The 26,380-nt window shown below is 70.2% G+C and carries 22 protein-coding genes; 15 read left to right on the top strand and 7 right to left on the bottom strand.

The genetic code is table 11. The features are described from left to right. Positions 1-28 precede the first annotated feature (28 nt). Positions 29-784: an alpha/beta fold hydrolase gene (locus JEQ17_RS40640; protein ID WP_200401981.1), complete on the bottom strand. Its 756-nt coding sequence runs from the start codon at positions 782-784 to the stop codon at positions 29-31. A gap of 99 nt (positions 785-883) precedes the next feature. On the opposite strand from JEQ17_RS40640, the gene JEQ17_RS40635 reads away from it, so the two are divergent. The 3 genes from JEQ17_RS40635 (at position 884) to JEQ17_RS40625 (ending at position 2,904) form a co-directional block, all read left to right on the top strand. Continuing rightward, a complete protein-coding gene (locus tag JEQ17_RS40635; RefSeq protein WP_200399900.1) occupies positions 884-1,417 on the top strand; it encodes a PadR family transcriptional regulator in 534 nt (177 codons plus the stop codon). A gap of 107 nt (positions 1,418-1,524) precedes the next feature. Next, positions 1,525-1,842 (top strand): hypothetical protein, encoded by a 318-nt coding sequence (locus tag JEQ17_RS40630; RefSeq protein ID WP_234048558.1) that lies wholly within the window; start codon positions 1,525-1,527, stop codon positions 1,840-1,842. A gap of 195 nt (positions 1,843-2,037) precedes the next feature. Further along, positions 2,038-2,904, top strand: a complete 867-nt coding sequence (locus JEQ17_RS40625) for a hypothetical protein (protein WP_200399898.1) — start codon at positions 2,038-2,040, stop codon at positions 2,902-2,904. Between the two features lie 215 nt (positions 2,905-3,119). On the opposite strand, the gene JEQ17_RS40620 is transcribed toward JEQ17_RS40625, so the two are convergent. Together JEQ17_RS40620 and JEQ17_RS40615 are read right to left on the bottom strand one after the other, a co-directional pair. After that, a complete protein-coding gene (locus JEQ17_RS40620; RefSeq protein WP_055611783.1) occupies positions 3,120-3,302 on the bottom strand; it encodes a hypothetical protein in 183 nt (60 codons plus the stop codon). 105 nt (positions 3,303-3,407) lie between these two features. Then, on the bottom strand, positions 3,408-4,451 hold the full coding sequence (locus tag JEQ17_RS40615; RefSeq protein ID WP_200399897.1) for an acyl-CoA desaturase: 1,044 nt from the start codon (positions 4,449-4,451) through the stop codon (positions 3,408-3,410). Positions 4,452-4,811: 360 nt separating this feature from the next. On the opposite strand from JEQ17_RS40615, the gene JEQ17_RS40610 reads away from it, so the two are divergent. The 3 genes from JEQ17_RS40610 to JEQ17_RS40600 all read left to right on the top strand — a co-directional run bounded on the left by JEQ17_RS40610 (position 4,812) and on the right by JEQ17_RS40600 (position 10,439). Then, positions 4,812-7,616: a DEAD/DEAH box helicase gene (locus tag JEQ17_RS40610; RefSeq protein WP_234048557.1), complete on the top strand. Its 2,805-nt coding sequence runs from the start codon at positions 4,812-4,814 to the stop codon at positions 7,614-7,616. Beyond that, positions 7,613-8,884: an SWIM zinc finger family protein gene (locus JEQ17_RS40605; RefSeq protein ID WP_200399895.1), complete on the top strand. Its 1,272-nt coding sequence runs from the start codon at positions 7,613-7,615 to the stop codon at positions 8,882-8,884. Before JEQ17_RS40610 ends, JEQ17_RS40605 begins: the two co-directional genes overlap by 4 nt. Before the next feature lie 214 nt (positions 8,885-9,098). Then, positions 9,099-10,439: an esterase-like activity of phytase family protein gene (locus tag JEQ17_RS40600; protein ID WP_200399894.1), complete on the top strand. Its 1,341-nt coding sequence runs from the start codon at positions 9,099-9,101 to the stop codon at positions 10,437-10,439. A gap of 46 nt (positions 10,440-10,485) precedes the next feature. Here the strand turns inward: JEQ17_RS40600 and JEQ17_RS40595 are convergent, their stop codons facing one another. Together JEQ17_RS40595 and xylA are read right to left on the bottom strand one after the other, a co-directional pair. After that, the gene (locus JEQ17_RS40595; RefSeq protein WP_200399893.1) at positions 10,486-11,100 is read right to left on the bottom strand and encodes a hypothetical protein; all 615 of its coding nucleotides are present in this window, start codon (positions 11,098-11,100) and stop codon (positions 10,486-10,488) included. A gap of 462 nt (positions 11,101-11,562) precedes the next feature. After that, complete coding sequence (gene xylA, locus JEQ17_RS40590) at positions 11,563-12,729, bottom strand: xylose isomerase (protein ID WP_200399892.1); 1,167 nt, start codon at positions 12,727-12,729, stop codon at positions 11,563-11,565. 189 nt (positions 12,730-12,918) lie between these two features. On the opposite strand from xylA, the gene xylB reads away from it, so the two are divergent. The 7 genes from xylB (at position 12,919) to JEQ17_RS40555 (ending at position 22,338) form a co-directional block, all read left to right on the top strand. Next, the gene (gene xylB, locus JEQ17_RS40585; protein ID WP_200399891.1) at positions 12,919-14,364 is read left to right on the top strand and encodes a xylulokinase; all 1,446 of its coding nucleotides are present in this window, start codon (positions 12,919-12,921) and stop codon (positions 14,362-14,364) included. Between the two features lie 160 nt (positions 14,365-14,524). After that, positions 14,525-15,757, top strand: a complete 1,233-nt coding sequence (locus tag JEQ17_RS40580) for an ROK family transcriptional regulator (protein WP_200399890.1) — start codon at positions 14,525-14,527, stop codon at positions 15,755-15,757. A gap of 390 nt (positions 15,758-16,147) precedes the next feature. Beyond that, a complete protein-coding gene (locus JEQ17_RS40575; protein WP_200399889.1) occupies positions 16,148-17,161 on the top strand; it encodes an acetamidase/formamidase family protein in 1,014 nt (337 codons plus the stop codon). 146 nt (positions 17,162-17,307) lie between these two features. Beyond that, positions 17,308-17,919, top strand: a complete 612-nt coding sequence (locus JEQ17_RS40570) for an N-acetylmuramoyl-L-alanine amidase (RefSeq protein ID WP_200399888.1) — start codon at positions 17,308-17,310, stop codon at positions 17,917-17,919. 44 nt (positions 17,920-17,963) lie between these two features. Continuing rightward, a complete protein-coding gene (locus JEQ17_RS40565) occupies positions 17,964-19,274 on the top strand; it encodes a GAF domain-containing protein (RefSeq protein WP_200399887.1) in 1,311 nt (436 codons plus the stop codon). A gap of 359 nt (positions 19,275-19,633) precedes the next feature. After that, positions 19,634-21,157 carry an acetaldehyde dehydrogenase ExaC gene (gene exaC, locus JEQ17_RS40560; RefSeq protein ID WP_200399886.1) on the top strand — a complete coding sequence of 508 codons (1,524 nt, stop codon included), beginning with the start codon at positions 19,634-19,636 and terminating at the stop codon, positions 21,155-21,157. A 419-nt stretch (positions 21,158-21,576) separates the two neighbouring features. Next, complete coding sequence (locus tag JEQ17_RS40555) at positions 21,577-22,338, top strand: thioesterase II family protein (RefSeq protein ID WP_200399885.1); 762 nt, start codon at positions 21,577-21,579, stop codon at positions 22,336-22,338. 318 nt (positions 22,339-22,656) lie between these two features. On the opposite strand, the gene JEQ17_RS40550 is transcribed toward JEQ17_RS40555, so the two are convergent. Together JEQ17_RS40550 and JEQ17_RS40545 are read right to left on the bottom strand one after the other, a co-directional pair. Continuing rightward, complete coding sequence (locus JEQ17_RS40550; RefSeq protein ID WP_200399884.1) at positions 22,657-22,926, bottom strand: PqqD family protein; 270 nt, start codon at positions 22,924-22,926, stop codon at positions 22,657-22,659. Positions 22,927-23,420: 494 nt separating this feature from the next. Beyond that, positions 23,421-24,077, bottom strand: a complete 657-nt coding sequence (locus tag JEQ17_RS40545; protein WP_200399883.1) for a TetR/AcrR family transcriptional regulator — start codon at positions 24,075-24,077, stop codon at positions 23,421-23,423. Between the two features lie 101 nt (positions 24,078-24,178). Here JEQ17_RS40545 and JEQ17_RS40540 point away from each other — a divergent pair, with 101 nt between their 5' ends. Continuing rightward, complete coding sequence (locus JEQ17_RS40540; RefSeq protein WP_200399882.1) at positions 24,179-25,765, top strand: MFS transporter; 1,587 nt, start codon at positions 24,179-24,181, stop codon at positions 25,763-25,765. A 136-nt stretch (positions 25,766-25,901) separates the two neighbouring features. After that, positions 25,902-26,228 carry a PqqD family peptide modification chaperone gene (locus JEQ17_RS40535; RefSeq protein WP_200399881.1) on the top strand — a complete coding sequence of 109 codons (327 nt, stop codon included), beginning with the start codon at positions 25,902-25,904 and terminating at the stop codon, positions 26,226-26,228. Positions 26,229-26,380 lie beyond the last annotated feature (152 nt).

Below are 26,380 nucleotides of genomic sequence, written 5' to 3'. Positions count from 1 at the left end.
CCGTCAGACTCAGGTCGTCGCGTCGCCCTCAGGCCGTTCCAGCGACCGCGGCGGCGAAAGCGGCAGGGTCGTCGAACATGATGTTGTGCCCCGCGCGGGGCACCGTCACCACCCGCACTCCGGCGTCCTCCAGGGCTTCCCTGCCCTTGAGTTCACCGCTGAGTTCGCCTTGCAGATAGACCCGGTCGATCGTCAGGTCTTCGAGCATGCGGCGCATCGTGGGGTTCGAGCCGCGGAAGAGTCCGGTGGCGGTGCGATGGAGGGCACGCGGGTCGGCGAGCCGCATGGTCGCCGCCCACTGGGGGCCGACCTTCTCCAGCACGCGCGCGTGGCCGCCGTCGACGTACTCGTCCTCTTCGTAGGAGGCGATTCCGCTGCTGCCCGCGGTGACGGGAGGACGCGGATCGAGGTTGGCCTCGGTCAGGACCAGTCGTGAGACGAGGTCGGGCCGCCGATGCGCGAGCACGATGGCGACGGATCCGCCCATGCTGTGGGCGATCAGTTCCGCGCCGGTGGCGCCTGCCTCGACCAGCGCCGCGGCCAGCGCGTTGGCGTGGTCGTCCAGGGTGTAGCCGAAGTGTTCCGGCCTGTCGCTGATGCCGTGTCCGGGCAGGTCGACGAACAGGGAGCGCCGACCTGCCAGTTCGGGCCGCGCCGCGATGTGCGCGTGGTAGACGGTCGAGGCGGCCCCCAGGCCGTGCACGTACACCCGCGCCGGATCGTCACCCGGCGTCTCCGTCCAGCGGACGCAGTTCCCCTTGCCGTCGAACTCGGCCTGCTTCATCGCCACTCCCCTGTTCCGTCGCATGCTCCTTCAGGAGAATACATCGGTTCCGATGTATTGCCAGAGCGATGTACCACGAGAGTGAGGCAGAATGCGGGCATGCTGGAGCTCGCCATCCTCGGTTTCCTGTACGACACCCCGCTGCACGGCTATGAGCTGCGCAAGCGCATCACCGCGCTCGCGGGCCATGTGCGGCCCGTGGCCGAGAGCACTCTGTATCCGGCGATCAAGAGACTGGAGACGGCCGGTCTGCTGGCTCGCGCGACGGAGCCGGGCTCGGTGGCCGCCCCGCGTCACGTCCTGACACTCACCGAGGACGGCAGACGCGACCTGCGGCGCCGGCTGACGGAACCCGTACAGCGCGACATCACCGACGAGAACCGCTGGTTCACGGTGCTCGCCTTCCTCCGGCATCTCGACGACGCCGCGGCCCAGGCCGCCGTTCTGCGGCGACGGCTCGCCTTCCTCGAGGAACCGGCGAGCTTCTTCTACGAAGGTGATCGACCGCTGCGGGCCGAGGAGTTGGACGACCCGTTCCGGCGAGGGATCCTCACCATCGCGCGCGCCACGAGCCGGGCCGAACTGGCGTGGCTGCGGTCCATGATCGACTCACTGGACCCGGGTGGACGGTGACCGCTCCACGCCCCTGTCCTCTTCTGAAGTCGAAGCTTCAACTCTACGTTGAGTAGCAGCACATGAGCGATCGGCTACGGCAACCGCACAGGGGGAAGGTGGCCCGCATGTCCGGCACATTGGCCAGACTCTGGAAGTTCGTCTCACGCCCGCGCCCGATCGAGTCCTCGGAGCATCCGCCTTCGGCGAAGCGGCGTCCGGAGAAGCGCACCCACAACCTGTTCGAGGCCGCCGCGGCGTATGTGTCGGCCTGCGCCGAGGACGACCAGGACGGCATCGACGAAGCCGCGACCTGGGTGTCGCCGGAGGCGCTGTCGTTCGGGGTGAACGAGCTGGCCTGCCGGGCTGTCATCGCCCTCGCGCGGGAGCGCGACGAGTCGCCCACGACGGTGGCCCGGACGCTCCTCGGCCTGCCGGCAGCCTGACACCGGCGACCACCAGGTCGGTACCGAGGCGGACCCGGGCGAGGACGAACGCGGGACGGGCGGGGGCGGCGACCAGTGGTCGTTTCGCCCCCGTCCAGGGGGACAACCGCAGCTCCGTACGCATTCGGGACCCGTGACAAGCGCCGCGGGGGCGCATTAGGGTGCGCCGACGGACGTAGCGATGGGGAGGCAGGGATGGCCGGGACGAACGATGAGGCCGTCGCCGCCGGGGACGACGACGCACTGTATGTGCTGACGGCGGTGCTCTTGACGCCTCCACAGTTCCCCAGCGTGCTGGGCGACGACTACCCGGAGGCGTGCGCGGCTCTCGGTCTCGCGCCGCTCGCCGACGGGTACGGTCTGGTGCTCGGCCAGGACGGGGACGGGTCGCGGTGGACGGTTGTCATCGACGACGTCTCGCTGGTGGCTGTCGCCATCGCGTCCTGGGACTGCGGCATGGAGTACGACCTGTCGCCGGACGAGCGCTCGATGGTCGCGGCCCTGCCCGGGTGGCCGCTCGCGGTGGCCGTGGCGGCGCCCGGTGTGCCCGCCCCGCACGATCCGCCGCCCGAGATCGCGGAACAAGAGCCGCTTTCCCCGCCGGACACCTCTGCGTGGGGCCCGGCTCAGCGGCGTCTGGGCGCCGACGAGATCGCCCTGCAGTGGGCGGCCTGGCGTGAACAGATCGACGACAAGGAGTTCGCCGGCCAGGATGGCGAGGCGCCTGCGGAGCAGGACGCACAGAGCGACGAGTCCGGCAAGGGCGAAGCGAGCGACGGCAACGGGGACGCACCTCTCACCGGCGTCCAGCGCGTCCTCGCGGAGGCTCGCTCGTACGTGGACTCGGCACCTCCCCTCGGCCGAGTGCGGTCGTCCTTCGCCTCGGGTGACGCGCGGACGCTTCGGGCCGACGGGCCGGGCTGGTCGATGGTGGCGAGGACCGACGACATCGCCTTCGTGCTCCTCGACGAGAAGCCCGGAGAGGTCCTGCCGGTCGGCCGCGGACCTGAACTGCCCGGGCTGCTGGAGGCGCTGGACAAGATCGCCGTACGTCCCAGCTGAGCCCGGTGGATCGGCCCGAGGCGACAGGCGGCCGCTCCTGCCGTCCTACCTGTCGGCGTTCGACGCACTCACGCCATGGGCACGGAAGGGCTCACGAACGGCGTGGGGACAGTGGGGCGCGCGGCCGCCCGCGGGCCGTACCGTCGGCAGGCCCGTGAGCGGCGACATGGTCGACTCCTGCGCTCTGGAAGGGAATCGACCGGATCCGCCCCGCCTCAGCGGCCCAGCTCCTTGCGGGACACCCGGCGCAACCTGCGCCGCTGTGAGGGGTCCAGCGTCAGATACGCCGCCGTCGGAACTCCCAGGACGATCAGGAGGGCAGCCCACCAGGGCAGCCAGATGAGCAGGAGAAGCCCGACCGCCACACCCCCGACGGCGATCTTCGCGTTCTTCGACATGTGCGTAGCCTCCTTCGCGGCCACTGCCGCTCTCTGTCTTGAGAACGGGCCCGTGTTCCCTGCAGTTCCAGGCCGCGACCCTGATACAACCCTGAGTCGCGTCCCCTACTCGACCCTGAGCGGTTCCCCGACCTCGTACATGTGCCGCAGGGCCTGGCGGTAGGAGTCGACGAGTCCCGTCTCCGTGTAAGGGATACCCAACTCTTGGCAGTGTGCGCGCACCAGTGGACGGACGAGCTTCAGATGAGGGCGGGGCATGCTGGGAAACAGGTGATGCTCGATCTGGTAGTTGAGGCCGCCCAGGAACCAGTCGGTCACCACACCCCCTCGGATGTTGCGCGACGTGAGCACCTGGCGACGCAGATGCCCCCACCCCTCGCCATCGGGGTCGGGCATCTCCATGCCCTTGTGGTTCGGCGCGAAGGCCAGGCCCAGGTGCAGCCCGAAGAGCGCCTGGTGAAGCGCGGCGAAGGCGAGAGCCGTGCCGAGGGGCATCGAGCCGAGCAGCAGAGTCACGTACCCCGCGACGTGCACCACCAGTAGGAAGCCCTCGACCGCGCGTTCCCGCGGAGGCTGTCGACGCAGGTCCTGGAAGCCGTGGATCTTCAGGGCGACGCCTTCGAGGAGCGTGAGCGGGAAGAAGAGCCAGGCCTGGTTGCGGGTGAGCCAGCGCCGGAAGCCGCTGCGGTCCACGGCTTGTCCGCTGGTGAAGACCAGGACGTCGGCCACGACGTCGGGATCCTTGTGGATGTGGTTGGGGTTGGCGTGGTGGCGGTTGTGCTTGTCGTTCCACCATCCGTAGCTCATCCCGAGCAGCAGATTGCCGTGGATGAGCCCGATGAGACGGTTCACCGAGCGGTTGCCCGCGATCTGGGAGTGCCCGGCGTCGTGGCCTATGAAGGCGGTGCGGGCGGACATCACGGCGAGCAGCGGGGCCAGGAGCAGCACCCACCAGGAGTGGCCGATCAGGACGACACCCACGACGACGCCGGCCAGGACCAGCGCGTTGACGGCGACGGCCAGTGCGTACCAGCCCTGCCTGCGGTCGAGGAGACCCTGGCTCTTGACGGTGCGCAGGAGCGGTGTGAACTCGCTTCCGGCCGAGACCCTGGGAGGGCGTTCCACAACGGTTGAGACGTTTTCGGGCATGACGGAACTCCGGTCTCTGGAGGCTGGAGAAACAGGCTGGAGAAAGCGGGGTGCGACGAACCGGCCGCGGGGGACGCCGACCTCAAGAAACGTACGGATCAGCGACCCTGGGCGACCATGGCGCCACCCCCCGTGTCCGGGCGGGGGACAACCTCGGCCACCGGGTGGACCTGACAACACCCTCGGGCGAGAGTGGCGCATGTCACACCAATCGATGGCCACCGAGAGTTACTCGTGCTGTATCCTCGGCGACCTTGACCCCAGGTAGTCAAATTTGAGGAACGCGTCATCGCTGTGCAGAGGATTCCTGCGGCAACTCCCTCCGAGATCTCCGAACTGGCCCGTTGCTGTGCCGTTTTCATGCCTGCCGATCCGGCCCGTGCCGGCTCCGTCGCCTTCTGGCTGCCCGACGGTGAGGGCCCTCCCGCGATCGACTCCGGTGCTGTCGACTCCGGTGCTGTCGAGGAGCTGACGGTCGCCCTGCCCGGCGAGGACGGTGTCGAGCTGGTGACCGTGCCGGCCGTCGTGCTGCCGGTGCGGGCCGCTCTGCCGGTGCTCACGCGCGCGCGTGCCGTGTCGCACGCCCACAGGGCGACCGCGTTCTGGGGTGCCGCGGCCGTGCTCGCGCTCCAGTTCGCCGCGCGGGGGCTGCTGCTGCCCGGTCTGAGCGCCGGTGACCACGACGCGTGGCGTGCCGGGCCGCTGGGGGCGGCGGACCTGGGGCGGATCCGCGAACTGGCCGCCGCGATGCCTCCGCAGGCGCACGCGGTGCCGGTCGACGAGGCGGAACCGCTGCGGCTCCCCGATCCCGAGCGGCTGCTGCGTGCCTTCCTCGACGCGGTCGCCGACACGCTGCCCCGCTCCCCCGCCGCGACGCTCGCGGCGGGCGGCCCCGCCTTCGCCGCCCCCGAGCCGCAGCACGTGCCCGAACAGCGTGCGTGGGCCGCCGACGTGGCCGCGGGGCACGACGCCGGCGTACGGATCTCGCTGCGCGTCGAGGTGCCGGGGCTCGCGTCGGCCGTGTCGGACGAGACACGGCTGCCGTTCCGTGCGGTGCCGCAGTTGCACAGCGTCAGCGATCCGGCCCTGCTGGCGGACGCGTCCGAGGTCTGGGGCGGCACGAGCCCTGCTTTCGGTCCGCGCGCGCGGATGGACGCCCTGCTCGCGTTGCGTCGCGCCGCACGGGCCTGGTCCCCGCTCACTCCCCTGCTGTCGGCGACCGTGCCCGACTCGATCGAACTCGCCGACGAGGAAGTCACGGAGCTCCTGGGCGAGGGTGCCCAATCACTCGCGGCCGCCGGTGTCGAGGTGCACTGGCCCAAGGAGCTGGCTCACAAACTGACGGCCCGCGCGGTCATCGGTCCACCGGACGACGAACGGGGACCTGACGGGCTGTCGTCGGACACGCCGTCGTTCCTGTCGGCCGACGCGCTGCTGGCCTTCGACTGGCGGTTCGCCCTGGGCGACCAGCAACTGACACGTCAGGAGCTGGACCGACTCGCCGAGGCGAACCGCCCCATGGTGCGGCTGCGTGACCAGTGGGTGCTCGTCGACCCCCAGGAGGTACGTCGCGCCCGCGCCCAGCAGGATCGCAAGGTGACGCCCATCGACGCGCTGAGCGCCGTCCTGACGGGTTCCACGGAGGTGGACGGCCGGAGAGTCGACGTACGGCCCACGGGGTGGCTGGCGACGCTGCGGGACCGTCTGTCGGACCCGGAAGGGCAGGAGCCGGTCGGGCAGCCCGCCGCGCTGGACGCGACCCTGCGCGACTATCAGCTGCGCGGGCTCAACTGGCTCGCTCGTATGACCTCGTTGGGTCTCGGCGGCTGTCTCGCGGACGACATGGGCCTGGGCAAGACGATCACGCTGATCGCGCTCCATCTGCACCGGCAGACCGACGAGTCCGCCGCGGGACCCACGCTCGTCGTCTGTCCGACGTCCCTGATGGGCAACTGGCAGCGCGAGATCGAGCGGTTCGCCCCGGGCACTCCTGTCCGTCGCTTCCACGGTGCGCGGCGGAGCCTCGAAGGGGTGGCCGCAGGCGAGTTCGTACTCACCACGTACGGCACGATGCGGCTCGACGCGCCACGGCTGGCCGAGGCGTCCTGGGGCATGGTCGTCGCCGACGAGGCACAGCATGTGAAGAACCCGTACTCGGACACGGCCAAGCAGCTACGGACGATCGGCGCCCACGCGCGCGTGGCGCTCACCGGCACTCCCGTGGAGAACAACCTCTCCGAGCTGTGGGCGATTCTCGACTGGACGACACCGGGCCTGCTGGGCCGGCTCGGCACCTTCCGCAACCGGTACGCCAAGGCGGTCGAGGGCGGGCAGGATCCGGGGGCGGCGGACCGGCTCGCCCAGCTCGTGCGGCCGTTCCTCCTGCGCCGCCGCAAGTCCGACCCGGGCATCGCACCCGAGCTGCCGCCGAAGACCGAGACCGACCGTGCCGTGTCTCTCACCAAGGAGCAGGCGGGTCTGTACGAGGCGGTGGTCCGCGAGACCCTCGCCGAGATCTCCGGCGCCGACAGCATGGCGCGGCGCGGACTGATCGTGAAGCTGCTGACCGGGCTGAAGCAGATCTGCAACCACCCGGCGCAGTTCCTCAAGGAGGACAGGCCGAAGATCCTTGGGCGCTCCGGAAAGCTGGAGCTGCTGGACGAGTTGCTCGACACGATCCTCTCCGAGGGAGCATGCGTTCTGATCTTCACGCAGTACGTGCAGATGGCACGCCTCATCGAGCGGCACCTGAGCGCACGCGGCGTCGCCTCGCAGTTCCTGCACGGGGGTACGCCGGTGCCCGCGCGCGAGGCCATGGTGCAGCGCTTCCAGGACGGCGAAGTGCCCGTCTTCCTGCTGTCGTTGAAGGCGGCGGGCACGGGCCTGAACCTGACGCGGGCTGAGCATGTCGTGCACTACGACCGCTGGTGGAACCCGGCCGTCGAAGCCCAGGCCACCGACCGGGCGTACCGCATCGGACAGACACGGCCGGTGCAGGTGCACCGGCTCATCGCCGAGGGGACGATCGAGGACCGCATCGCCGACATGCTGGTGCGCAAGCGGGAGTTGGCGGACTCGGTGCTCGGGTCCGGCGAGTCGGCCCTCACCGAGCTGACCGACAGCGAACTGGCCGACCTGGTGGAACTGCGAGGAGGCACCCGATGAGTGACCCGTACGACAACACCCCGGAGCGCACCTTCGCCGCCCTGCCGCCCGCGCACGGGAGGGGCTTCGCGCAGAGCTGGTGGGGGCAGGCCTGGCTGAAGGCCCTGGAGGACGCCGCCATGGACTCCCAGGAGGTGAAGACGGGACGGAGGCTGGCCCGGGCGGGAGCCGTGGGAGCCGTGTCGGTCCGTCCGGGGCGCATCACAGCGGTGGTCCGGGACCGCGACCGCACCTCCCACCGCGCCGACGTCCTGTTGCAGGAACTGTCCGAGGAGCAGTGGGACCGCTTCCTGGGCATGGCCGTCGAGCGGGCCGGGCACATCGCGGCGCTGCTGGACCGCGAGATGCCGCCGCATCTCGTCGAGGACGCGGCGGCCGCCGGTGTCGAACTCCTTCCGGGTCTGGGCGATCTGGAGCCGGAGTGCGACTGCGGCGCGTGGGACCACTGCGGTCACACGGCGGCGCTGTGCTACCAGGTGGCGCGGCTGCTGGATGAGGACCCGTTCGTGCTGCTTCTCCTGCGCAGTCGTGGTGAGCGCGAACTGCTGGACGAGTTGCAGGTGCGCAGCGTTCCCCGGACCGAGACCGAGACTCCCGGGCAGGAGCAGGCGTACGAGGGCGTGGACGCCGCCGAGGCGTACGCGGACGGGGACATCCTGCCCCCGCTGCCCGACATGCCTCCCCTGCCCGCAGAGCCGGGGCTGCCGCCCTCGCTGGACACAGAGACCGATCCGGCGTCCGGGGTCGATCCGGTCGCACTGGAGTTCCTGGCGACGCAGGCCGCCCGCGAGGCGCACCGGCTGCTCACCGAGGCACTCAGGGCGGGCCATGAACAACGCTCGATAGCGGCCGAGTTGACGCTCCCCCAGGACGCCGTGCGCCTGGCCGCGGGTGTTCCCGACACTTCGGTGGCCGACCGGCTCACGGAGGGGTCGGGCCGCGACCGCGAGGGGCTGGCCCTGGCCGTCCGCGCCTGGGAACACGGTGGCACGGCCGCGCTCGACGTGCTGGAGGCCGACCGGCCCGCGGAGGCGGAGACCCTCGCACGCGCGCGTGCCGCCCTGGAGTCGGCCTGGGAGGAGGACCAGCGGCCCGCCCTGCGCGCGTCCCGCAACCGCTGGACCGCCGCCGACGGCCGGACACAGTTGCGTCTGGGGACGGACGGCCGTTGGTGGCCCTACCGCAAGGAACGGGGGCGTTGGGCTCCCGCGGGTCCCGCGTCCCAGGATCCGGCGACCGCGCTCGCTCTGGCGGAGGGTCAGGAGTGACGCCTGCCTGAAGGACACGCAGGACACCTCGGCACGCAGGGCACTTGGCGCGCGCAGAGCACCCGAACCGGCACCGACATCGGTATCGACACGGGAACCGGCACCGTCCACCGGACGAGCGGTGGACGCCCGGTGTTCACTCTCCGGCCGTACGGCGTTCGGGGCGGGGGCGAACTCTGGCCGCTGTCACCGAATTCGTGCCTCAGGAGGCCCCATGTCCCCGTACGTCGCAGGCCGGCGCAGCGTCCACCGTTCCGTCGCCGCGGGCGTGCCGCTCGCCCTGCTGGCCGCTCTCACGGTGGCGGGCACCGCGGTCGGTGCGCCCTCCGGGGAGGCGCGTGTCACTGGTTCCGCGACGCTCGGCGACATTCCGCTCGGCACGTTCAGCAACACGCTGCTGCCGGGCACGGTGGGCGACGACCGGGGCGTTGACCTCGGCGGGATCGGCAGCGACATCTACCCCGCGGGCCGCAAGGGCGAGTTCTGGACGGTCACCGACCGCGGTCCCAACGGCCAGATCAAGGTGGCCGGCGAGAAGCGCCGCACCTTCCCCGTGCCCGGCTTCGATCCGGCGATCGTGAAGATCCGGGTGTCCGGTCACACCGTGAAGGTGCTGGACGCGATCCCGATCACCACCTCCTCGGGGAAGCCCGTCACGGGCCTGTCCAACCAGAAGGGGCGCGACGAGGCGCCGTACTCCTACGACGCGAAGACACCGCTCTCGTACAACCCGAACGGGCTGGACACCGAGGGGATCGTACGGGCCCAGGACGGCAGCTTCTGGCTCGTGGACGAGTACGGGCCCTCGCTGATCCACGTCTCCGCGCGCGGGACGATACTCACCCGGTACGTGCCCAAGGGGCTGGCCCTGAAGGGCGCGGACTACCGGGTGGTCGAGGCACTGCCCGCCGTCCTTTTGCACCGGAAGATCAACCGTGGCTTCGAGGGACTCGCCCAACTGCCGGGTGGGGACCTGGTGATGGCCGTGCAGAGCCCGCTGTCCCTGCCGGACACGGATGCGGGCGAGGCCTCGCTGACGACACGTCTGCTGCGCTTCTCGACGAAGAAGCGGGCGGTCACCGCCGAGTACGCGTACCGGTTCGACCCGGTGAACGTGGTCGACCCGAGCGAGGACGACACCTCCGAGCTGAAGATCTCCTCCGTGGTGGCCGTCGGCCGCGACCGGCTGCTCGTCGAGGAACGCACCGACAAGGCCGCCCGGTTGCAGGTGGTGAAGCTGACCCGCGCTGCGGACATCCTCGGGGACAAGTGGGACGACGACACGACGTCACCCTCCCTGGAGCAGCTCGACGACCCCGCGGCCTCCGGCGTTCCGGTGCTGCGCAAGCGTCTTGTCGTCGACCTCGGCGCGGTGAAGGGAGTGCCTGGGAAGATCGAGGGCGTCGCGCGCGTGGATCACGACACGCTCGCGCTCATCAACGACAACGACTTCGGGATGACGGACGGGCCGGAGGCCTTCGACGCCCAGGGACGGCTGGTGGACAGCGGCATCGAGACCACCGTGACGTACGTACGACTGCCGCGCGGGATCTGAATTCCCGACCCCGCCCGGCGTTTTCACACCTCCACGCGCGCGTGCCTCACGTCAGCGGTTTGGTGAGCTTGCGCTTTCCGGCACCGACGTCCGCGGCCAGACTGCAGGCGACCTTGTCTATGCCGAGCTTGAAGCCCGTGGGGTCGGGATACTGCACCAGGGTGCCCCGCACGGTGCCGGCGGGCTGCCTGGCCGCCTTGGTGTCCAGGGGTTTCGCGCAGAGTGCCGATGCCGCCTTCTTGAGGGCGGCATCGGTGGTGTAGGTGCCTTCCAGTTCGGCCACCTTCACGACCTCGGCGTCGTGCGCCGCGCGGCACGAACGCTTCGCGGCCTGGCCCGGTTTGGTGTCGTCGATGTTGAAGCAGTCACCGGTTCGCAGCATGTAGTACGGCACTTCGTCGCTCGCGAGGGACGGCAGGAACGACTCCAGGTCGGTCGGGACATCGCTGGGCAGGCCGGACGGCAGCTCGGTGGGCAGGGAGGGCAGTTCGCTGGGCAGCTCCGAAGGGATGCTCAGCGAAGGCGTCGGCAGTTTCCCGGTAGGGGAGTCGCTCTCCGACGGCGACTTCTTGTCGGACGAACCGTCACCACTGGTGGCCACCAGGGCGACCGCGGAACCGGCGCCGAGAGTCACGATCACCGCCAGGACGAGCAACAGCACCCGGCGGCGCCGTCCTGGACCGCCCGGTCGCCCGGGAGGCGGCGGTGGCGGTGGCGGCGGTGGCGGTGGCTGCCAGCCTCCTCCGCCTCCCTGCCACGGCGGACCGTTGCCGCCGGGAGGGGGGCCTCCAGGAGGTCCGTAACCCTCTGGAGGAGGTCCGAAGCCTTCGGGCAGCGGGCCGAATCCACCGCCGCCCGAAGGGGGCGTGTTGTCCGGCGGCCGAGGAGGCTGGGGCGGTAAGGGCGGCGTGGCCATACCGTCAAGAGTCGCCTCGAACCGGTCACGATGCGACCCCTGCGCGGAACTTGATACGGACTCATGGCATGGATCGCATGATTCCGGAGGATTCCGCGCAGGAGTCCCCGGGCCGGGTTCCGGCTGAGCTCCGACCGATCGGAACCGAACGGAAGCCGAATGGCACCGAACGTAAGCCGTACGGAAGCGAACCTAAGCCGTACGGAATCAGCCCCGGGCGCCCAGCAGGTGGTCCATGGCCAGCTGGTCCAGGTGCTCGAACGCCATCCCGCGCGCGGCAGCCGTCTCGGCGTCGAAGTCCTCGAAGGCCGCGCGGTCCGCGAGCAGCGCCTGAAGGCCGTCGGCGGCGGTGGGCTGTGCCAGCTCGTCCAGACGCGAGGCACGCAGGGCCTCCTGGACCTCGGGGTCGGCCCGGAAGGCGGCCGTCCGCTCGCGCAGGATCAGATAGTTGCGCATGCAGCCGGCGGCCGACGCCCACACGCCGTCGAAGTCCTCGGTCCTCGGCGGCTTGAAGTCGAAGTGCCTCGGACCCGTGTAACCGGCCGACTCCAGGAGGTCGACGAGCCAGAACGCCGACCGCAGATCGCCCGCTCCGAAGCGCAGGTCCTGGTCGTACTTGATGCCGGACTGGCCGTTGAGGTCGATGTGGAAGAGCTTGCCGGCCCACAGGGCCTGGGCGATGCCGTGCGGGAAGTTCAGCCCGGCCATCTGCTCGTGGCCCACCTCCGGGTTGACGCCGTACATCTCCGGCCGCTCCAGGCGCTCGATGAACGCCAGGGCATGGCCGACCGTCGGCAGGAGGATGTCGCCGCGGGGCTCGTTCGGCTTCGGCTCGATCGCGAAGCGGAGGTCGTAGCCCTGGGAGATCACGTACTCGCCGAGGAGGTCGAAGGCCTCCTTCATGCGGTCGAGCGCGACCCGCACGTCCTTGGCGGCGCCGGACTCGGCGCCCTCACGGCCGCCCCAGGCGACGTAGATCTGCGCGCCCAGCTCCACGGCCAGGTCGATGTTGCGGATCGTCTTGCGCAGGGCGTAGCGGCGTACGTCCCGGTCGTTGGCGGTGAAGGCGCCGTCCTTGAAGACGGGGTGCGTGAACAGGTTCGTGGTGGCCATCGGCACGGTCATACCGGTCGTGTCGAGAGCCTGCCGGAAGCGCTTGATGTGCGACTCGCGCTCGGTGTCCGAGGACCCGAAGGGGATCAGGTCGTCATCGTGGAAGGTCACTCCGTAGGCGCCGAGCTCAGCCAGGCGCTGTACCGACTCGACCGGGTCCAGGGCGGCCCGGGTGGCGTCGCCGAACGGGTCCCTTCCCTGCCAGCCGACGGTCCACAAGCCGAAGGTGAACCTGTCCTCGGGGGTGGGCTGGTAGTTCATGCCGCGGCTCCTTGCTTGCTCCGACTATTTCGTCATGGCACTTAACAAATTAGTATGCGGAGGCATCTCTGGGAAGAGACAAGATGTCCTCGAACGGGGACGAGGTGTGGAATCCGTGCCGAGTGGGCCCGGATCCACACCGAAAACACCAGGTCAGATCCCGCGGAGCCGCGGAAGAGGGAGAGCCCGATGTCAGCAGCCGAGGGTCCGCTCGTCGTCGGCGTGGACACGTCCACCCAGTCCACCAAGGCCCTGGTCGTGGACGCGGCCACCGGCGAGGTCGTGGCGAGCGGCCAGGCGCCGCACACCGTCTCCTCCGGGGCGGGTCGCGAGAGCGATCCGCGGCAGTGGTGGGACGCGCTGTGCGAGGCCCTGCACCAGTGCGGGGACGCGGCACGTGAGGCCGCCGCGGTGTCCGTGGGCGGCCAGCAGCACGGTCTCGTCACGCTCGACGCCCAGGGCGACCCGGTACGTCCCGCCCTGCTGTGGAACGACGTGCGTTCTGCGCCGCAGGCACGCCGTCTCGTGGAGGAGCTGGGCGGCCCGAAAGCCTGGGCCGAGCGCACCGGCAGTGTGCCGGGCCCGTCCTTCACGGTCACCAAATGGGCGTGGCTCGCCGAGCACGAGCCCGACTCCGTCCGCGCGACCGCCGCCGTGCGACTCCCCCACGACTACCTCACCGAGCGCCTCACGGGGCTGGGCACGACCGACCGCGGCGACGCCTCGGGCACGGGCTGGTGGGCGTCCGGAACGGAGTCGTACGACGAGGAGGTCCTCCGTCATGTGGGGCTCGACCCCGCCCTGCTGCCCCGGGTGGTGCGGCCCGGCGAGGTCGCCGGAACCGTGCGCGGCAGCGGGGACCTGCCCTTCTCCAAAGGCACCCTGGTCGCGCCCGGCACCGGTGACAACGCCGCCGCGGCGCTCGGACTCGGGCTGCGCCCGGGCACCCCGGTCCTCAGCCTCGGCACGTCCGGAACCGTTTACGCGGTCTCCACGCGCCGTCCTGCCGACCCGACCGGCACCGTGGCGGGTTTCGCCGACGCGCGCGGCGACTGGTTGCCGCTGGCCTGCACCCTCAACTGCACGCTCGCCGTGGACCGCGTCGCCGCTCTGCTGGGCATCGACCGCGAGGCCGTCGAACCGGGCACGAGCGTGACGCTGCTCCCCTACCTGGACGGCGAGCGCACTCCTGACCTGCCGCACGCCTCGGGCCTGCTGCACGGGCTGCGGCACGACACGACACGCGGGCAGCTGCTCCAGGCCGCGTACGACGGGGCGGTCCACTCGCTGCTCGGCGCGCTCGACCTGGTGCTCGACGAGGACGCGGACCGTTCCGCACCGCTGCTGCTCATCGGCGGCGGCGCGCGGGGCACGGCCTGGCAGGAGACCGTCCGACGGCTGTCGGGGCGGCCCGTTCAGGTGCCCGAGGCCAGGGAACTGGTGGCGCTCGGTGCCGCCGCGCAGGCCGCGGGCGTACTGACCGGCGAGGATCCGGCGGCGGTGGCCAGGCGCTGGGACACGGCCCGTGGGCCGGTGCTGAACGCCGTGGAGCGCGACGAGGCGGCGCTGGCGCGGATCGCCGGGGTACTCTCCGACGCGGCCCCGCTGCTGGAGCGGGAGGCCGATCAGCGCTGATGCCCGCGCCCGAGGAGGCAGGGGCCGTTCAGCACCGGCGGCCCCCTTCCGGAGGCGTCGCGCACACCGACAGATCGGCGCGCACGGACCGAACAACCCTGAGGCGACCGGCCGGGCGAGGACTGACCCGGACGAGGACTGAACGAGGATTGACGGAGGCATGACCGCACCGCTGCACGAGGCCCATCCCAGCAGTCCCGGCCGTCGGCTGCCCGATACGCAACAGGGCATGCGGCGTCGCAATCTCTCGCGGGTGCTGCACACCGTGAACGCCGAGGGGCCGCTGTCCCGTGCCGCCGTCGCCTCACGCATCGGGCTCACGCGCGCGGCTGTCTCCACTCTCGTGGACGAGCTGATCCGCTCGGGACTCCTTGAGGAGCTGGGTCCCGAGCGGCCCGGGCGGGTGGGGCGGCCCGGCTCGGCGCTCGCCCTCAGCGGACGCGGTCCGGCGGGCATCGGTGCGGAGGTGGGCGTAGATCATCTCGCCGTGTGCGCGGTCGATCTGCGCGGCGAGGTACGGGCCCGGGCGGTGCGGCACGGGACCAACCGCGGCCGGTCGCCAGAACCGGTGCTGCGGGAACTGACCCGGCTGATACGGCAGGTCGTCGCCGAGGCGGCCAAGGAGGGCCTGCGGCCCGCGGGACTCGCCGTCGCCGTACCCGGCCTGGTGGCGCGCGACGCCCGGACCGTGGTGCGCGCCCCCAATCTCGACTGGCACGACACGGACCTCGGCGCTCTGTTGCCGGACGAGGTCCCGCTGACCGTGGACAACGAGGCGAACTTCGGCGGACTGGCCGAACTCTGGCTCAACGAGACCGCGCCGCGCGACTTCGTGCACGTCTCCGCCGAGATCGGCATCGGCGGGGCGGTGGTCGTGGACGGGCGGCTGCTGCGCGGGACGCATGGCTTCGCGGGCGAGTTGGGGCACGTCCCGGTGCGTCCCGAAGGGCCTGCGTGTGCGTGCGGCGGACGCGGCTGTCTGGAGCAGTACGCCGGCGAGGAGGCCGTCCTGCGCGCAGCCGGCCTGGAACCGGGCGAGGACCGTGTCGGACTGCTGGCCGAGCGAGCGGCGCAGGGCGACGAGAACGTGCGCCGGGCCCTGCGTGACGCAGGGACCGCTCTCGGCATCGCGCTGACCGGCGCCGTCAACCTGCTCGACCCCGAAGCCGTCGTGCTGGGCGGAGCACTGTCCGGGCTCGCGCCCTGGCTGCTGCCGTCGCTGGAGCGGGAGTTGGCCCGCAGGACCGCCGGTCCCGCCTGCGCGGTGTCCGTCTCCCGGCTCGGTTCCGAGGGCCCGTTGCTGGGCGCCGCGCACTCGGTTGTGCGGGCCGTGATGGACGATCCGGCGGCCGTGTCGGGCACCGGGGCGGCGCTGGGTGGCGGCGGGGCGTAGGGCACGCCCAACACGTCCTGGACGATCGGGCTCGTGAGGTTCTCGGCCTGGTCTGCAGCCCCGTCACGACGCTCTCTTCGCTGCGTCCGGGCGCGAGGCGGCGCCGAGGGCAACGCGCCTCAATCCCCCTTGTGGGTGGTGGAGTTATCCACAGTCACAGCGTTGTCCACGGACCTGAGAGTGTTCTTCCTCCCCAACCGACGAGAGCCGTACCGTGATTCACGCGAGACGCCACCGTCGGACGAACCGGACGGAGGCGTGTCCGGGCTGACGGCGCCGGTGTCGTACGTGGATTCGGTGGCCGCTGCCTGGATGATGGCCGCAGTGGTGGTGCTCGTGGTGCCACTGCGACGTCGTCCGCCGCCCTTCGGCAGAACGGAGCTGTGCACCATGAGCGACCCGCGAATCCTGACCGTGCGTCCCGAACCCGGCGAGTACGCCTGGACGTTCGGCGGTGCGCCGCCCGTGGCGCGCATCGCGCCGGGCACGGTCCTCGACCTCTATACGGAGGACTGCTTCGCCGGGCGGGTGCGGTCGGAGAAGGACCTGGTGTCCGAGGTGTGCGAGTTCCCGTTCCTGAATCCGCAGACGGGTCCGTTCCATGTGGAGGGCGCGGAGCCGGGCGACACGGTCGCCGTGCACTTCGTGTCGATCGAGCCGGCGCGGGACTGGGCCGCGTCGACGACGGTCCCGCTGTTCGGGGCGCTCACGTCCACGCACACCACGGCCACGCTGCAGCCGCCCCTGCCGGAGACCGTGTGGATCTGGCAGCTCGACCGGGCGCGCCGCACCGCGCTGTTCAGCGCCCGCGACAGCGACATCCGGATCGAGCTGCCCATGGACCCGATGCACGGCACCGTCGGGGTGGCGCCCGCCAACCTGGAGGTGCGCTCCGCTCTCGTGCCGGACGCACACGGCGGGAACATGGACACACCCGAGATGCGGGCCGGTGTCACCTGCTATCTCGGAGTGAACGTCGAAGGAGCGCTGCTCAGCCTCGGTGACGGACACGCCCGGCAGGGTGAGGGCGAGACCTGCGGGGTCGCTGTGGAGTGTGCGATGAACACCGTGGTGATCGTCGAGTTGCTCAAGGGGGTCGCCACTCCATGGCCCCGCATCGAGTCCGACACCCACATCATCTCGACCGGTTCGGCGCGCCCGCTGGAGGACGCGTTCCGCATATCGCAACTCGATCTGGTGCAGTGGCTGGTGCGGGACTACGGGTTCAGTGAGCTGGACGCCTACCAGTTCGCGACCCAGACCGTCGAGTCGCCGCTGGCCAATGTCTGCGACACCAACTACACGTGCGTCGCCAAGCTCCGCAAGGAATGGCTGCCCGAGCGGGAGACCCACCGGGGACTGCACGGACTCCTGCGCGAAACCGCCGCCGCACTGGGACGTTGAGTCGTCCCGCCACCACCATCGACGCGGCCACCAACACCGCCACCGACGCCCCCATCGTCTCCGGTGCCACCACCGCGACTTCGCACACACACCCGCGCCGCTCCCAACTCCCACCCCACTTCCGTTGTCACCGAGAGGTACCCCTCATGGACCGACCCAAGTTCCTGCCCGCGGCCCTTCCCAGTCGGCGGCGCCTGCTGCAAAGTGCGGCACTCGCCACGCTCTCCACGGCGTTACTGCCCACCACCCGGGCGGGCGCGAAACCGCAGGGGATCGACTACCCGCCGTCCGAGTGGTCGCCGGCGAGCACCTCCAACTACACGGTCGCCGGCCGCCCGACGAGCCATCCGGTCGACTTCGTGATCATCCACGTGACGCAGGCGACCTATGCGAACACTCTGGCCATCTTCCAGAACCCGAAGAAGAAGGTGTCCGCGCACTACGTCGTCCGGTCGGCCGACGGTCACGTCGCGCAGATGGTGCGCGAGCGCGACATCGCCTGGCACGCGGGCAACTGGGACTACAACACCCGCAGCATCGGCATCGAGCACGAGGGCTGGGTGGACAAGCCCGCGTACTTCACCAACGCCATGTACGAGGAGTCGGCGAAGCTCACCGCGGCGATCTGTACCAAGTACCGCATCCCCAAGGACCGTTCGCACATCCTCGCTCACTACGAGGTGCCGGGCAGCGACCACACCGATCCCGGCCCGCACTGGGACTGGACGCGCTACATGAGACTGGTCAACTTCGCCTGACCATCGGTCCGCGGTACTTGTCCGCGTCCGCCACCGGAGTGACGATGTCCCCAGCCGCACAGCCTTCCGGGGAGGCCGAGTTGACCGATCCATGGGTGGCCCTGGAACCGGGTGCCGATCCCGTCGAGCGGGTGCGCGTCCTGCGCCGCGCCCACGAGACGTTCACGGAGGCGGGCACGGTCCCGCGGCCGGTACGGTCCGTGGTGGCCGATTCATGGCGGCGTTCGGCACGGGCGGGGGTTGGGCCGGACGGCTCCGCGTGTGTGGAGTTCACCGACGGGGACCTCGGGGCCTATCGGGCGGAGCACCCACTGGCACGAGTGATGCCGCTGTTCCGTGAACTCATGGGGACCTTCGCTTCGGACGGCGAACACCTCCTCGCGGTGTGCGACGCACAGGGCAGGCTGCTGTGGGTCGAGGGCCATCCCGGGACGCGGCAGAAGGCGGACGGGATGAACTTCGTGCCGGGTGCGCGGTGGGCGGAGTCGGCGGTGGGCACGAACGCTCCCGGTACGGCGGTCGCGCTCGACCGGCCGGTGCAGGTGTTCGCGGCGGAGCACTTCATCCGGAGCGTCCAGCCGTGGACGTGCGCGGCGGCTCCGGTACATGATCCGCGTACCGGACGGCTGCTCGGTGCGGTGGACGTCACCGGCGGGGACGGGCTGGCGCATCCGCACAGCCTGGGTTTCGTGCAGGCCGTGGCCCGCGCCGCGGAGTCCCAGCTGGCGCTGCTCACCCCGGCACCGACCACGACCGACGTGCTCGAACTGACCGCTCTGGGCCGGGACGAGGCGTTGCTCGTCGCGGGCGGCAGCAAGGCGCGACTGAGCCGCAGGCACAGCGAGATCCTGGTGCTGCTGTCCCGGCACCCCGAGGGACTGACCGGCGACGAGTTGCTGTGCGCGCTGTACGAGGACGAGTCGGTGACGCCGGTGACGTTGCGCGCGGAGCTGGCCCGCCTCCGGCGCCTCCTCGGGGCGGGGGTGCTCGGTTCGAGGCCGTATCGGCTCACGGTTCCGGTCGAGTCCGACGTCGAGGTGGTGGAGCGCAAGCTCGGCGTCGGCGCGGTCATGGCGGCGGTGGCGGCGTACACCGGCCCCTTGCTGCCCGGTTCGGGGGCTCCGGCGGTGGTGCGGCTGCGCCGTCGGCTCGCCGACGGGCTGCGCGCGGCGCTCGTCTCCGGCCGCGATCCGGATCTGCTGGCGGACTGGGCGCACGCCCCATGGGGCGAGGACGACCTCGACGCGTGGCGGACGCTGGCTGCGATACGTCCGACGCCTCCGGTGCGGGCACGCCTGGAGGAGTTGGAGGCCGAGCAGTCCGCGTCCGCGAGCCGAGGCCGGGCTCCGCGCTGAGGGCCACCGCGCTCACGGCCACGAGGCACGCTCACGCCGACGGCGACAGCGAGGCTCTCTTCGCCGCCCAGCCCCACCCTCATTTCCGTACACCCACGCCCCACGCCGACGCCGGCACCGCACCCCAAACTTCGTGCCCCGTACCCCGACCCCGATCCCGACCCCTCACCCCGCACCCCGCACCCCGCACCCCGCACCCCGCACCCCGCACCCCGCAAGCCTCGGCCGACAAGCCACAAGCCACTCCCCCCGACATCGCGGCCGGGCCGGGGGCGCAACGTACCTGCAACCTCTCCGTACCTACCCTCGCGCCGAGAGCCGTCCAACGGCGGGCGGTCCTTCCACGGGAGGCAGAGCACATGACCCGTTACGCGGCGCCCGGCACCGAGGGCGCGATCGTCTCCTACCAGTCGCGGTACGACCACTTCATCGGCGGCGAGTACTCGCCGCCGGCCCGCGGGCAGTACTTCGAGAACCCGAGTCCGGTGAACGGGCAGCCGTTCACGGAGATCGCGCGGGGCACGGCGGAGGACGTGGACCGCGCGCTCGACGCGGCGCACGCGGCCGCTCCCGCCTGGGGCCGGACGTCGGTGACCGCGCGCGCCGACATCCTCCTCAAGGTCGCCGACCGGATGGAGGCCAACCTGGAGAAGCTCGCGGTCGCGGAGAGCTGGGAGAACGGCAAGCCGATCCGCGAGACACTGGCCGCCGACATCCCCCTGGCCATCGACCACTTCCGCTACTTCGCCGGGGCGATCCGCGCCCAGGAGGGCTCGCTCGGCGAGGTCGACGACGACACTGTGGCGTACCACTTCCACGAGCCGTTGGGCGTCGTGGCGCAGATCATCCCGTGGAACTTCCCGATCCTGATGGCGGTGTGGAAGCTGGCCCCGGCGCTCGCCGCGGGCAACGCGGTCGTCATCAAGCCCGCCGAGCAGACCCCGGCATCGATCCACTACTGGATGAGCCTGGTCTCGGATCTGCTGCCGCCGGGCGTGGTGAACATCGTCAACGGCTTCGGGGTCGAGGCGGGCAAGCCTCTCGCGTCCAGCCCGCGCGTGGCGAAGGTCGCCTTCACCGGCGAGACCACGACGGGGCGGCTGATCATGCAGTACGCCTCCGAGAACATAAAGCCGGTCACGCTCGAACTCGGCGGCAAGTCGCCGAACATCTTCTTCGACGACGTCTGGGCGCGGGACGACGACTTCCGGGACAAGGCGCTCGAAGGCTTCACGATGTTCGCGCTGAACCAGGGCGAGGTGTGCACCTGCCCGTCCCGGGCGCTCATCCAGGAGGGCCACTACAGCGAGTTCCTCGACGCGGCGGTCGCCCGTACAGAGCTGATCAAGCCCGGCCATCCGCTCGACACCGAGACGATGATCGGCGCCCAGGCCTCCAACGACCAGTTGGAGAAGATCCTTTCCTACCTGGACATCGGCCAGCAGGAGGGGGCCAAGGTCCTGACGGGCGGTCACCGTATCGAGTACGACGGTGAGCTGGCGGGCGGCTACTACGTCCAGCCGACGATCTTCCAGGGCGACAACCGGATGCGGATCTTCCAGGAGGAGATCTTCGGCCCCGTCGTGTCGGTCACGTCGTTCGCGGACTTCGACGACGCCATCAAGATCGCCAACGACACGCTGTACGGGCTCGGGGCCGGTGTGTGGACGCGGGACATCAACACGGCGTACCGCGCGGGCCGTTCGATCCAGGCGGGCCGGGTGTGGACCAACTGCTACCACGCGTACCCGGCGCACGCGGCGTTCGGCGGCTACAAGCAGTCCGGCATCGGCCGTGAGAACCACAAGATGATGCTGGAGCACTACCAGCAGACGAAGAATCTCCTCGTGTCGTACTCGCCGAAGAAGCTGGGCTTCTTCTAGGAACAGGGGAAGTGCGCCTGCCCGGGCAAAAATGCCTGGGCAGGCGCCGAGCCGGCCGCGAGAGGCGGGTCCGGACCGGGTTCCGCGGGTTCAGGGTCGGCCGCACCGGCCGTCGCCGCGCCGGAGGTTAGGGGTGACAGGGAGCAACGTAGGGGGTGTATGTGCTGGCGGGCCAGGGGCGTCGCGACGTCCAATGGGTGGGTAAGGCCGACTCGCCGCTCGCGCTGCCTCAACGGCGCGGCAGGCAAGTGGGAGTCCGCGGTCTCGCGGGAGGACTCCGCGGGGTCCCGCGCCGACGTCCCGGGGCGAGGACGGTGGGAGCCGTCCCGCGCCGGGACGCGGTGGCGGTCGTAACACCCCCCGCCCAGCCGGCCGAACGGCCCCGCAAACCGTCTGGAACCGAAAGGACACACCTCAGCATGGCGACGAACTCCGAGAGGTGGATCAGGCGCTACCACCCCGCGCCGGACGCTTCGACGCGCCTGGTCTGCTTCCCGCACGCCGGTGGCTCCGCGACCTTCTACCACCCCGTCTCACGCGCCCTGTCGCCCGAGATCGACGTGGTGGCGGTGCAGTATCCGGGGCGTCAGGAGCGCCGTACGGAGCCCTTGGTGGACAGTGTCGAGAAGCTGGCCGACCTCATCGTCCCGGAGCTCGAACCCTGGCTCGACCGGCCGTTGACCTTCTTCGGGCACAGCATGGGCGCGTCGCTGGCCTACGAGGTGGCCCTGCGACTGGAGGCCAAGGGCACGACGCTGCTCGGTCTCTTCGCCTCCGGGCGCCGGGCACCGTCGCGGTGGCGGGACGAGCGTGTGCACCAGTCCGACGACGAGGGGCTGCTCACGGAACTGCGCAGCCTCAGCGGCACGGACCCGGCGGTCCTCGGGGACGAGGACGTGCTGCGGATGATCCTCCCCGCGGTGCGCAGCGACTACCGCGCCGCCGAGACCTACCGCCCGCAGACGGGCCCGCGGGTGGGCTGCCCGGTGGTCGTCCTGATCGGGAACGACGACCCGAAGGTCAGCGAGGACGAGGCCCGCTCGTGGGCCGAGCACACGACGGAGGACACCACCTTCCGCTTCTTCGACGGCGGCCACTTCTACCTCAACTCGCAGGCCCCGCAGGTACTTCGGGAGATCCGGCAGTTCGTCGCGGAGCGCGGCGCCATGGCCGCGAAGTGACCCGAGGAAGCCCGCAGGCCATGAAGCCCGCAGGCCATGTGCGACCTGCACGTCGCGCATCCGGAGAACCGGAGGACAGTGGACGGTCCGCGTCCGCGGTCCGACGGGGACCGGCTGCTCGTCGTGGGCGACGTCGGCGAGCGGTCCGACGGCGTCGCCCGGGCGCTCTGCACCCTCAAGGGCCGCTTCCCGACGGTCGTCCGGAGCCCGGCAACCAGGAAGGGTGCGTCTGTACGGACGAGCTCTTCGAAGTGTCGGTGACCCGCCTCGCCGTCACCCGCCTCGCCGTCACCCGCCTCGCCGTCACCCGCCTCACCGTCAGGCGATGATCTGCAACAGCCCCGCGGCGCGCAGCTCTTCGATCCAGAGGCTGAAATCGGACTGCATGTACTCGGGGTTGAGGTCCCAGTGCTTCGCCAGCAGCGCGGCTGCGGCGTCGGGCCGGCCTCCCTGCTGAAGCAGGGCGATCCACATGGCGGTGCTGATGGCACTGCACAGGAAGCGCGAACCGGACGCAGGGCACGTGAGTTCAAGCCGTCCGTCCTCCAGGACGGCAACGTCCACCCCTGGCCGAGCCCGCACGCGCACGGAAGGCCTCCGTCTCGTTGAGTTACCCCGCCGACGCTTCCGCTGAAGGCCGTCGCTCGTCACTACATGCCCTGAGAACACTACCCAATGACATGTTGAAAAAAGCCTTCGCACCATTACCCTTGCCGTTCCTTGTCAATCCCTATGTAATCTCTTGAACAAACGGCATTGCGGTGCGGATTGCGATCGCCTTCGGAATTTTGATACAGCCGGCCGACTGCCCTGTAGCGGCTTCGTGACAGCCAGTCCGGCCAGGTGGCACATTACGGGAAATGACAAGAAAAACGGGACGGAATTTGTGCGGCCGGTCCGGAGAACACGGGTGTGGTGATATCGGCTCTCCGGACCGACAGGGCAGACGCTGAACCGTTTCGGGGGAAAACAGGCCCCACGCCATCCGGAATCCCCGCGGTTGCGTCGTGGTGACGGGGAATCAGAACGCCCAGGACAACGATAAGACAGACGCCCTGTCGACCAGTACCCCTACTCGGCCCCTAGGCCTCGTTCACAACCGGATCGTCCGACCCCAGATCGTCGTCGGCCGCAACCGTCGCACCCGCAACGTCGGGTGCGACGTCACCCAGCCCCTGCGACACGGCACGCAAGGCATCCACCATGTCCTGCCCCGTCGGGGCGCGTTCGCCATCGAGAAGCCACTGAAGGCTCAGCCCCGCGAGCATCGCGAGATGCAAAGAGCCGACGGCACGGGCGACACGATTGTCCTCACGAGCGTCGCCGGGCGCGATGAACTCGGCCATCGCGCCACGGGCGCGCTCGTAGTCGTCAGCCAGCTGCTTCCGCAATTCCGGAGCGTGCTCGGCCTGGGCAAATGCCTCGATACTGGCGACGAGCAACGGGCGATGCAGCTGGAAGGATTTCGTCACCCGTGTCCACATGGCGACGAGTTGCTCCTCACCGCTCTCACCGGAGCCACCCTGCCCGGGCATCGCCCGCTCAAGTTCCTCGCCCCACTCCTCGAACGCCTCCATCACTGCAGCATTCAGCAGTGCTTCCTTCGACCCGAAGTGATAGCCGATGGAGGCAAGGTTCGTTCCCGACGCGGCGACGATGTCGCGGGCCGTGGTGCGCGCATAACCGCGCTCATAGAGGCAGCGTTTGGCGCCTGCCAACAACTGCTCGCGGTGTCCCATGCGGGCAATCCTACGAGACATTGGCGTGTTCGTGCGCCCCTGGAAACCAAAATCGGCAAGCCAGCTATACATCCGTCCTACACATCCGTATAGTACGGCTCATGGCTACCAATCCGTCACTGAAGGCGACCGGACGGGAGTGGGCCAGCCTCGCCGTGCTGACCCTTCCGGTACTCCTCATCTCCATGGACATGACCGTCCTCTACTTCGCTCTGCCCTTCCTGAGCGCCGACTTGGAACCGAGCAGCACCCAGCTGCTCTGGATCATGGACATCTACTCGTTCCTGCTGGCCGGCCTGCTCATCACGATGGGCACGCTCGGCGACCGCATCGGTCGCCGGAAGCTGCTCATGCTGGGTGCCGCCGCGTTCGGCGCCGCCTCGGCCGCGGCGGCGATGGCCACCAGCGCCGAAATGCTCATCCTGGCAAGGGCGTTACTCGGTATCGGCGGTGCGACCCTGATGCCCTCGACCCTCTCCCTGATCCGCAACATGTTCCGCGACGACCACCAGCGCCGTACCGCCATCTCCGTGTGGACCGCCGCCCTGGCCGGCGGCGCGGCCCTCGGCCCCCTGCTCGGCGGCGCACTGCTCGAACACTTCTGGTGGGGCTCCGCGTTCCTGGTCAACGTGCCCGTCATGGTCCTGCTGCTCATCCTCGGCCCGGTGATGCTGCCGGAGTTCCGCGACCCCAACCCCGGTAAGTTCGACCTGATGAGCACCGGACTCAGCCTCGCCGCAGTACTGCCCATCATCTACGGCATGAAGAAGATCGCCGAGGACGGTGTGGCGGTCATCCCGCTGGCGACGATCGGTGTCGGCCTGCTGGTGGGCGTCGTGTTCGTACTGCGCCAGCGCAAGCTCACCCACCCCCTGCTCGACGTGTCGCTGTTCCGCAACCGCGCCTTCAGCACCTCGGTGGGCACCAACGTCCTGGCGATGTTCGCCATGGTCGGCTTCGGCCTGTTCACCTCCCAGTACCTGCAGTTGGTGTACGGCCTGCGACCATGGAGCGCCGGTCTGTGGACCCTGCCGGCGGCCGGCGCGACGATGGTCAGCGCGACCCTCGCCGCCGTTCTCGTCCAGAGCATCCGACCGGCGTACGTCATCTCCGCGGGCCTGCTGCTCGCCGCGGCCGGGTTCGGGGTCATGGCCCAGGTCCAGGCAGATTCCGAACTCGCCCTGGTCATCACGGGCGCCACCATGATGGCGGCCGGTGTGGGTGTCGTACTGACCCTTGCCGCGGACCTGATCATCGCGGCCGCGCCACCGGAACGGGCCGGCTCGGCCTCCGGACTGTCCGAGACCTGTGCCGAGTTCGGTGGCGCTCTCGGTATCGCGATCCTCGGCAGCATCGGTGCCGCCGTGTACCGCCAGTCCATGGACACCGACATGCCCGCAGGGATCCCCGAGGCCGCGAGCGAGGTCGCGCACGAGACGCTGGGCGGTGCCGTACAGGTCGCCGGACAGCTGCCGGAGGATCTGGCCGGGCTCCTGCTGACGTCGAGCCGGGAGGCGTTCACCGAAGGCATGCAGCTCGCCTCCTACACGGCGGCCGCCGTGATGTTCGTCGCCGCGGTGCTGGCCGGCCTGATGCTGCGCCACCTGCGGATCAGCCCCTCGGCCGGGGACCCGCACGCAGCCGCCCCGAGCTCGAAGGACAACGACGCCCAGCTCTACACCCGCTGAGCGGAGCGCCGACGGCTGTTCCACCGCCCGGTGCCGCTCGTACGCCCACTCCTCCGCGCAGGCCGATCACGGTCGGCGGGCGCGGAGGAGTGGGCGAGTGGTGCCTTGAGGTGACCGCCGCCAGGGCGTAGGGACTGTGGGGACGATCTCCATCACGATGAGCGGGCAGGTGCGCCCGCTGGGGGAGGAACGTCTGCGAGTGTTAGTCGAACCGGAAACCGTGGCGCTGGTGCGCGAGGACGGGACCCTGCAACTGGAGTCCCCACGCACGGGCAGTACCTACCTCTGCGGGCCGATGGGCACCGCCATATGGATCGCCCTGCAGCAGCATGCGGGGCATGTCGAGCCGGCGGTCGAGGTACTTGCCGTGCGATGGAACCGCAACCCGCGATGGCTCAGAGCCGATTTCGACACCTTCATCGGTGAGTTGAGAGACGCCGATCTCGTCAGCGTCGTGGACTGAGAGCCAACCGCATGACCAGCCATAGCCGCCACACGAGTGCACGAGAGCGGGACACAGAACCAGCTTGAAGAGCCGCACACGCGTCAAACCCGGAGAGACGTCGTACGAAAGTACAAGAACCGGACGCAGAACCAGTTTAGAGAACCGTGGCA

Source organism: Streptomyces liliifuscus, assembly GCF_016598615.1.
Classification (GTDB): Bacteria; Actinomycetota; Actinomycetes; order Streptomycetales; family Streptomycetaceae; genus Streptomyces; species Streptomyces liliifuscus.
The sequence above is the reverse complement of the archived record's forward strand: the minus strand, read 5'-3'. Positions and strand labels throughout refer to the sequence as shown.

Excerpts from the sequence above, each read along its gene's own strand:
- JEQ17_RS40545 (WP_200399883.1), bottom strand. The coding sequence starts at position 24,077 with ATGGGACACCGCGAGCAGTTGTTGGCAGGCGCCAAACGCTGCCTCTAT.
- JEQ17_RS40565 (WP_200399887.1), top strand. The coding sequence starts at position 17,964 with ATGTCCCCAGCCGCACAGCCTTCCGGGGAGGCCGAGTTGACCGATCCA.
- xylB (WP_200399891.1), top strand. The coding sequence starts at position 12,919 with ATGTCAGCAGCCGAGGGTCCGCTCGTCGTCGGCGTGGACACGTCCACC.
- JEQ17_RS40600 (WP_200399894.1), top strand. The coding sequence starts at position 9,099 with ATGTCCCCGTACGTCGCAGGCCGGCGCAGCGTCCACCGTTCCGTCGCC.
- JEQ17_RS40640 (WP_200401981.1), bottom strand. The coding sequence starts at position 784 with ATGAAGCAGGCCGAGTTCGACGGCAAGGGGAACTGCGTCCGCTGGACG.
- JEQ17_RS40575 (WP_200399889.1), top strand. The coding sequence starts at position 16,148 with ATGAGCGACCCGCGAATCCTGACCGTGCGTCCCGAACCCGGCGAGTAC.
- JEQ17_RS40620 (WP_055611783.1), bottom strand. The coding sequence starts at position 3,302 with ATGTCGAAGAACGCGAAGATCGCCGTCGGGGGTGTGGCGGTCGGGCTT.
- JEQ17_RS40570 (WP_200399888.1), top strand. The coding sequence starts at position 17,308 with ATGGACCGACCCAAGTTCCTGCCCGCGGCCCTTCCCAGTCGGCGGCGC.
- JEQ17_RS40630 (WP_234048558.1), top strand. The coding sequence starts at position 1,525 with ATGTCCGGCACATTGGCCAGACTCTGGAAGTTCGTCTCACGCCCGCGC.
- JEQ17_RS40555 (WP_200399885.1), top strand. The coding sequence starts at position 21,577 with ATGGCGACGAACTCCGAGAGGTGGATCAGGCGCTACCACCCCGCGCCG.
- xylA (WP_200399892.1), bottom strand. The coding sequence starts at position 12,729 with ATGAACTACCAGCCCACCCCCGAGGACAGGTTCACCTTCGGCTTGTGG.
- JEQ17_RS40625 (WP_200399898.1), top strand. The coding sequence starts at position 2,038 with ATGGCCGGGACGAACGATGAGGCCGTCGCCGCCGGGGACGACGACGCA.
- JEQ17_RS40610 (WP_234048557.1), top strand. The coding sequence starts at position 4,812 with ATGCCTGCCGATCCGGCCCGTGCCGGCTCCGTCGCCTTCTGGCTGCCC.
- JEQ17_RS40615 (WP_200399897.1), bottom strand. The coding sequence starts at position 4,451 with ATGCCCGAAAACGTCTCAACCGTTGTGGAACGCCCTCCCAGGGTCTCG.
- exaC (WP_200399886.1), top strand. The coding sequence starts at position 19,634 with ATGACCCGTTACGCGGCGCCCGGCACCGAGGGCGCGATCGTCTCCTAC.
- JEQ17_RS40540 (WP_200399882.1), top strand. The coding sequence starts at position 24,179 with ATGGCTACCAATCCGTCACTGAAGGCGACCGGACGGGAGTGGGCCAGC.
- JEQ17_RS40580 (WP_200399890.1), top strand. The coding sequence starts at position 14,525 with ATGACCGCACCGCTGCACGAGGCCCATCCCAGCAGTCCCGGCCGTCGG.
- JEQ17_RS40605 (WP_200399895.1), top strand. The coding sequence starts at position 7,613 with ATGAGTGACCCGTACGACAACACCCCGGAGCGCACCTTCGCCGCCCTG.
- JEQ17_RS40635 (WP_200399900.1), top strand. The coding sequence starts at position 884 with ATGCTGGAGCTCGCCATCCTCGGTTTCCTGTACGACACCCCGCTGCAC.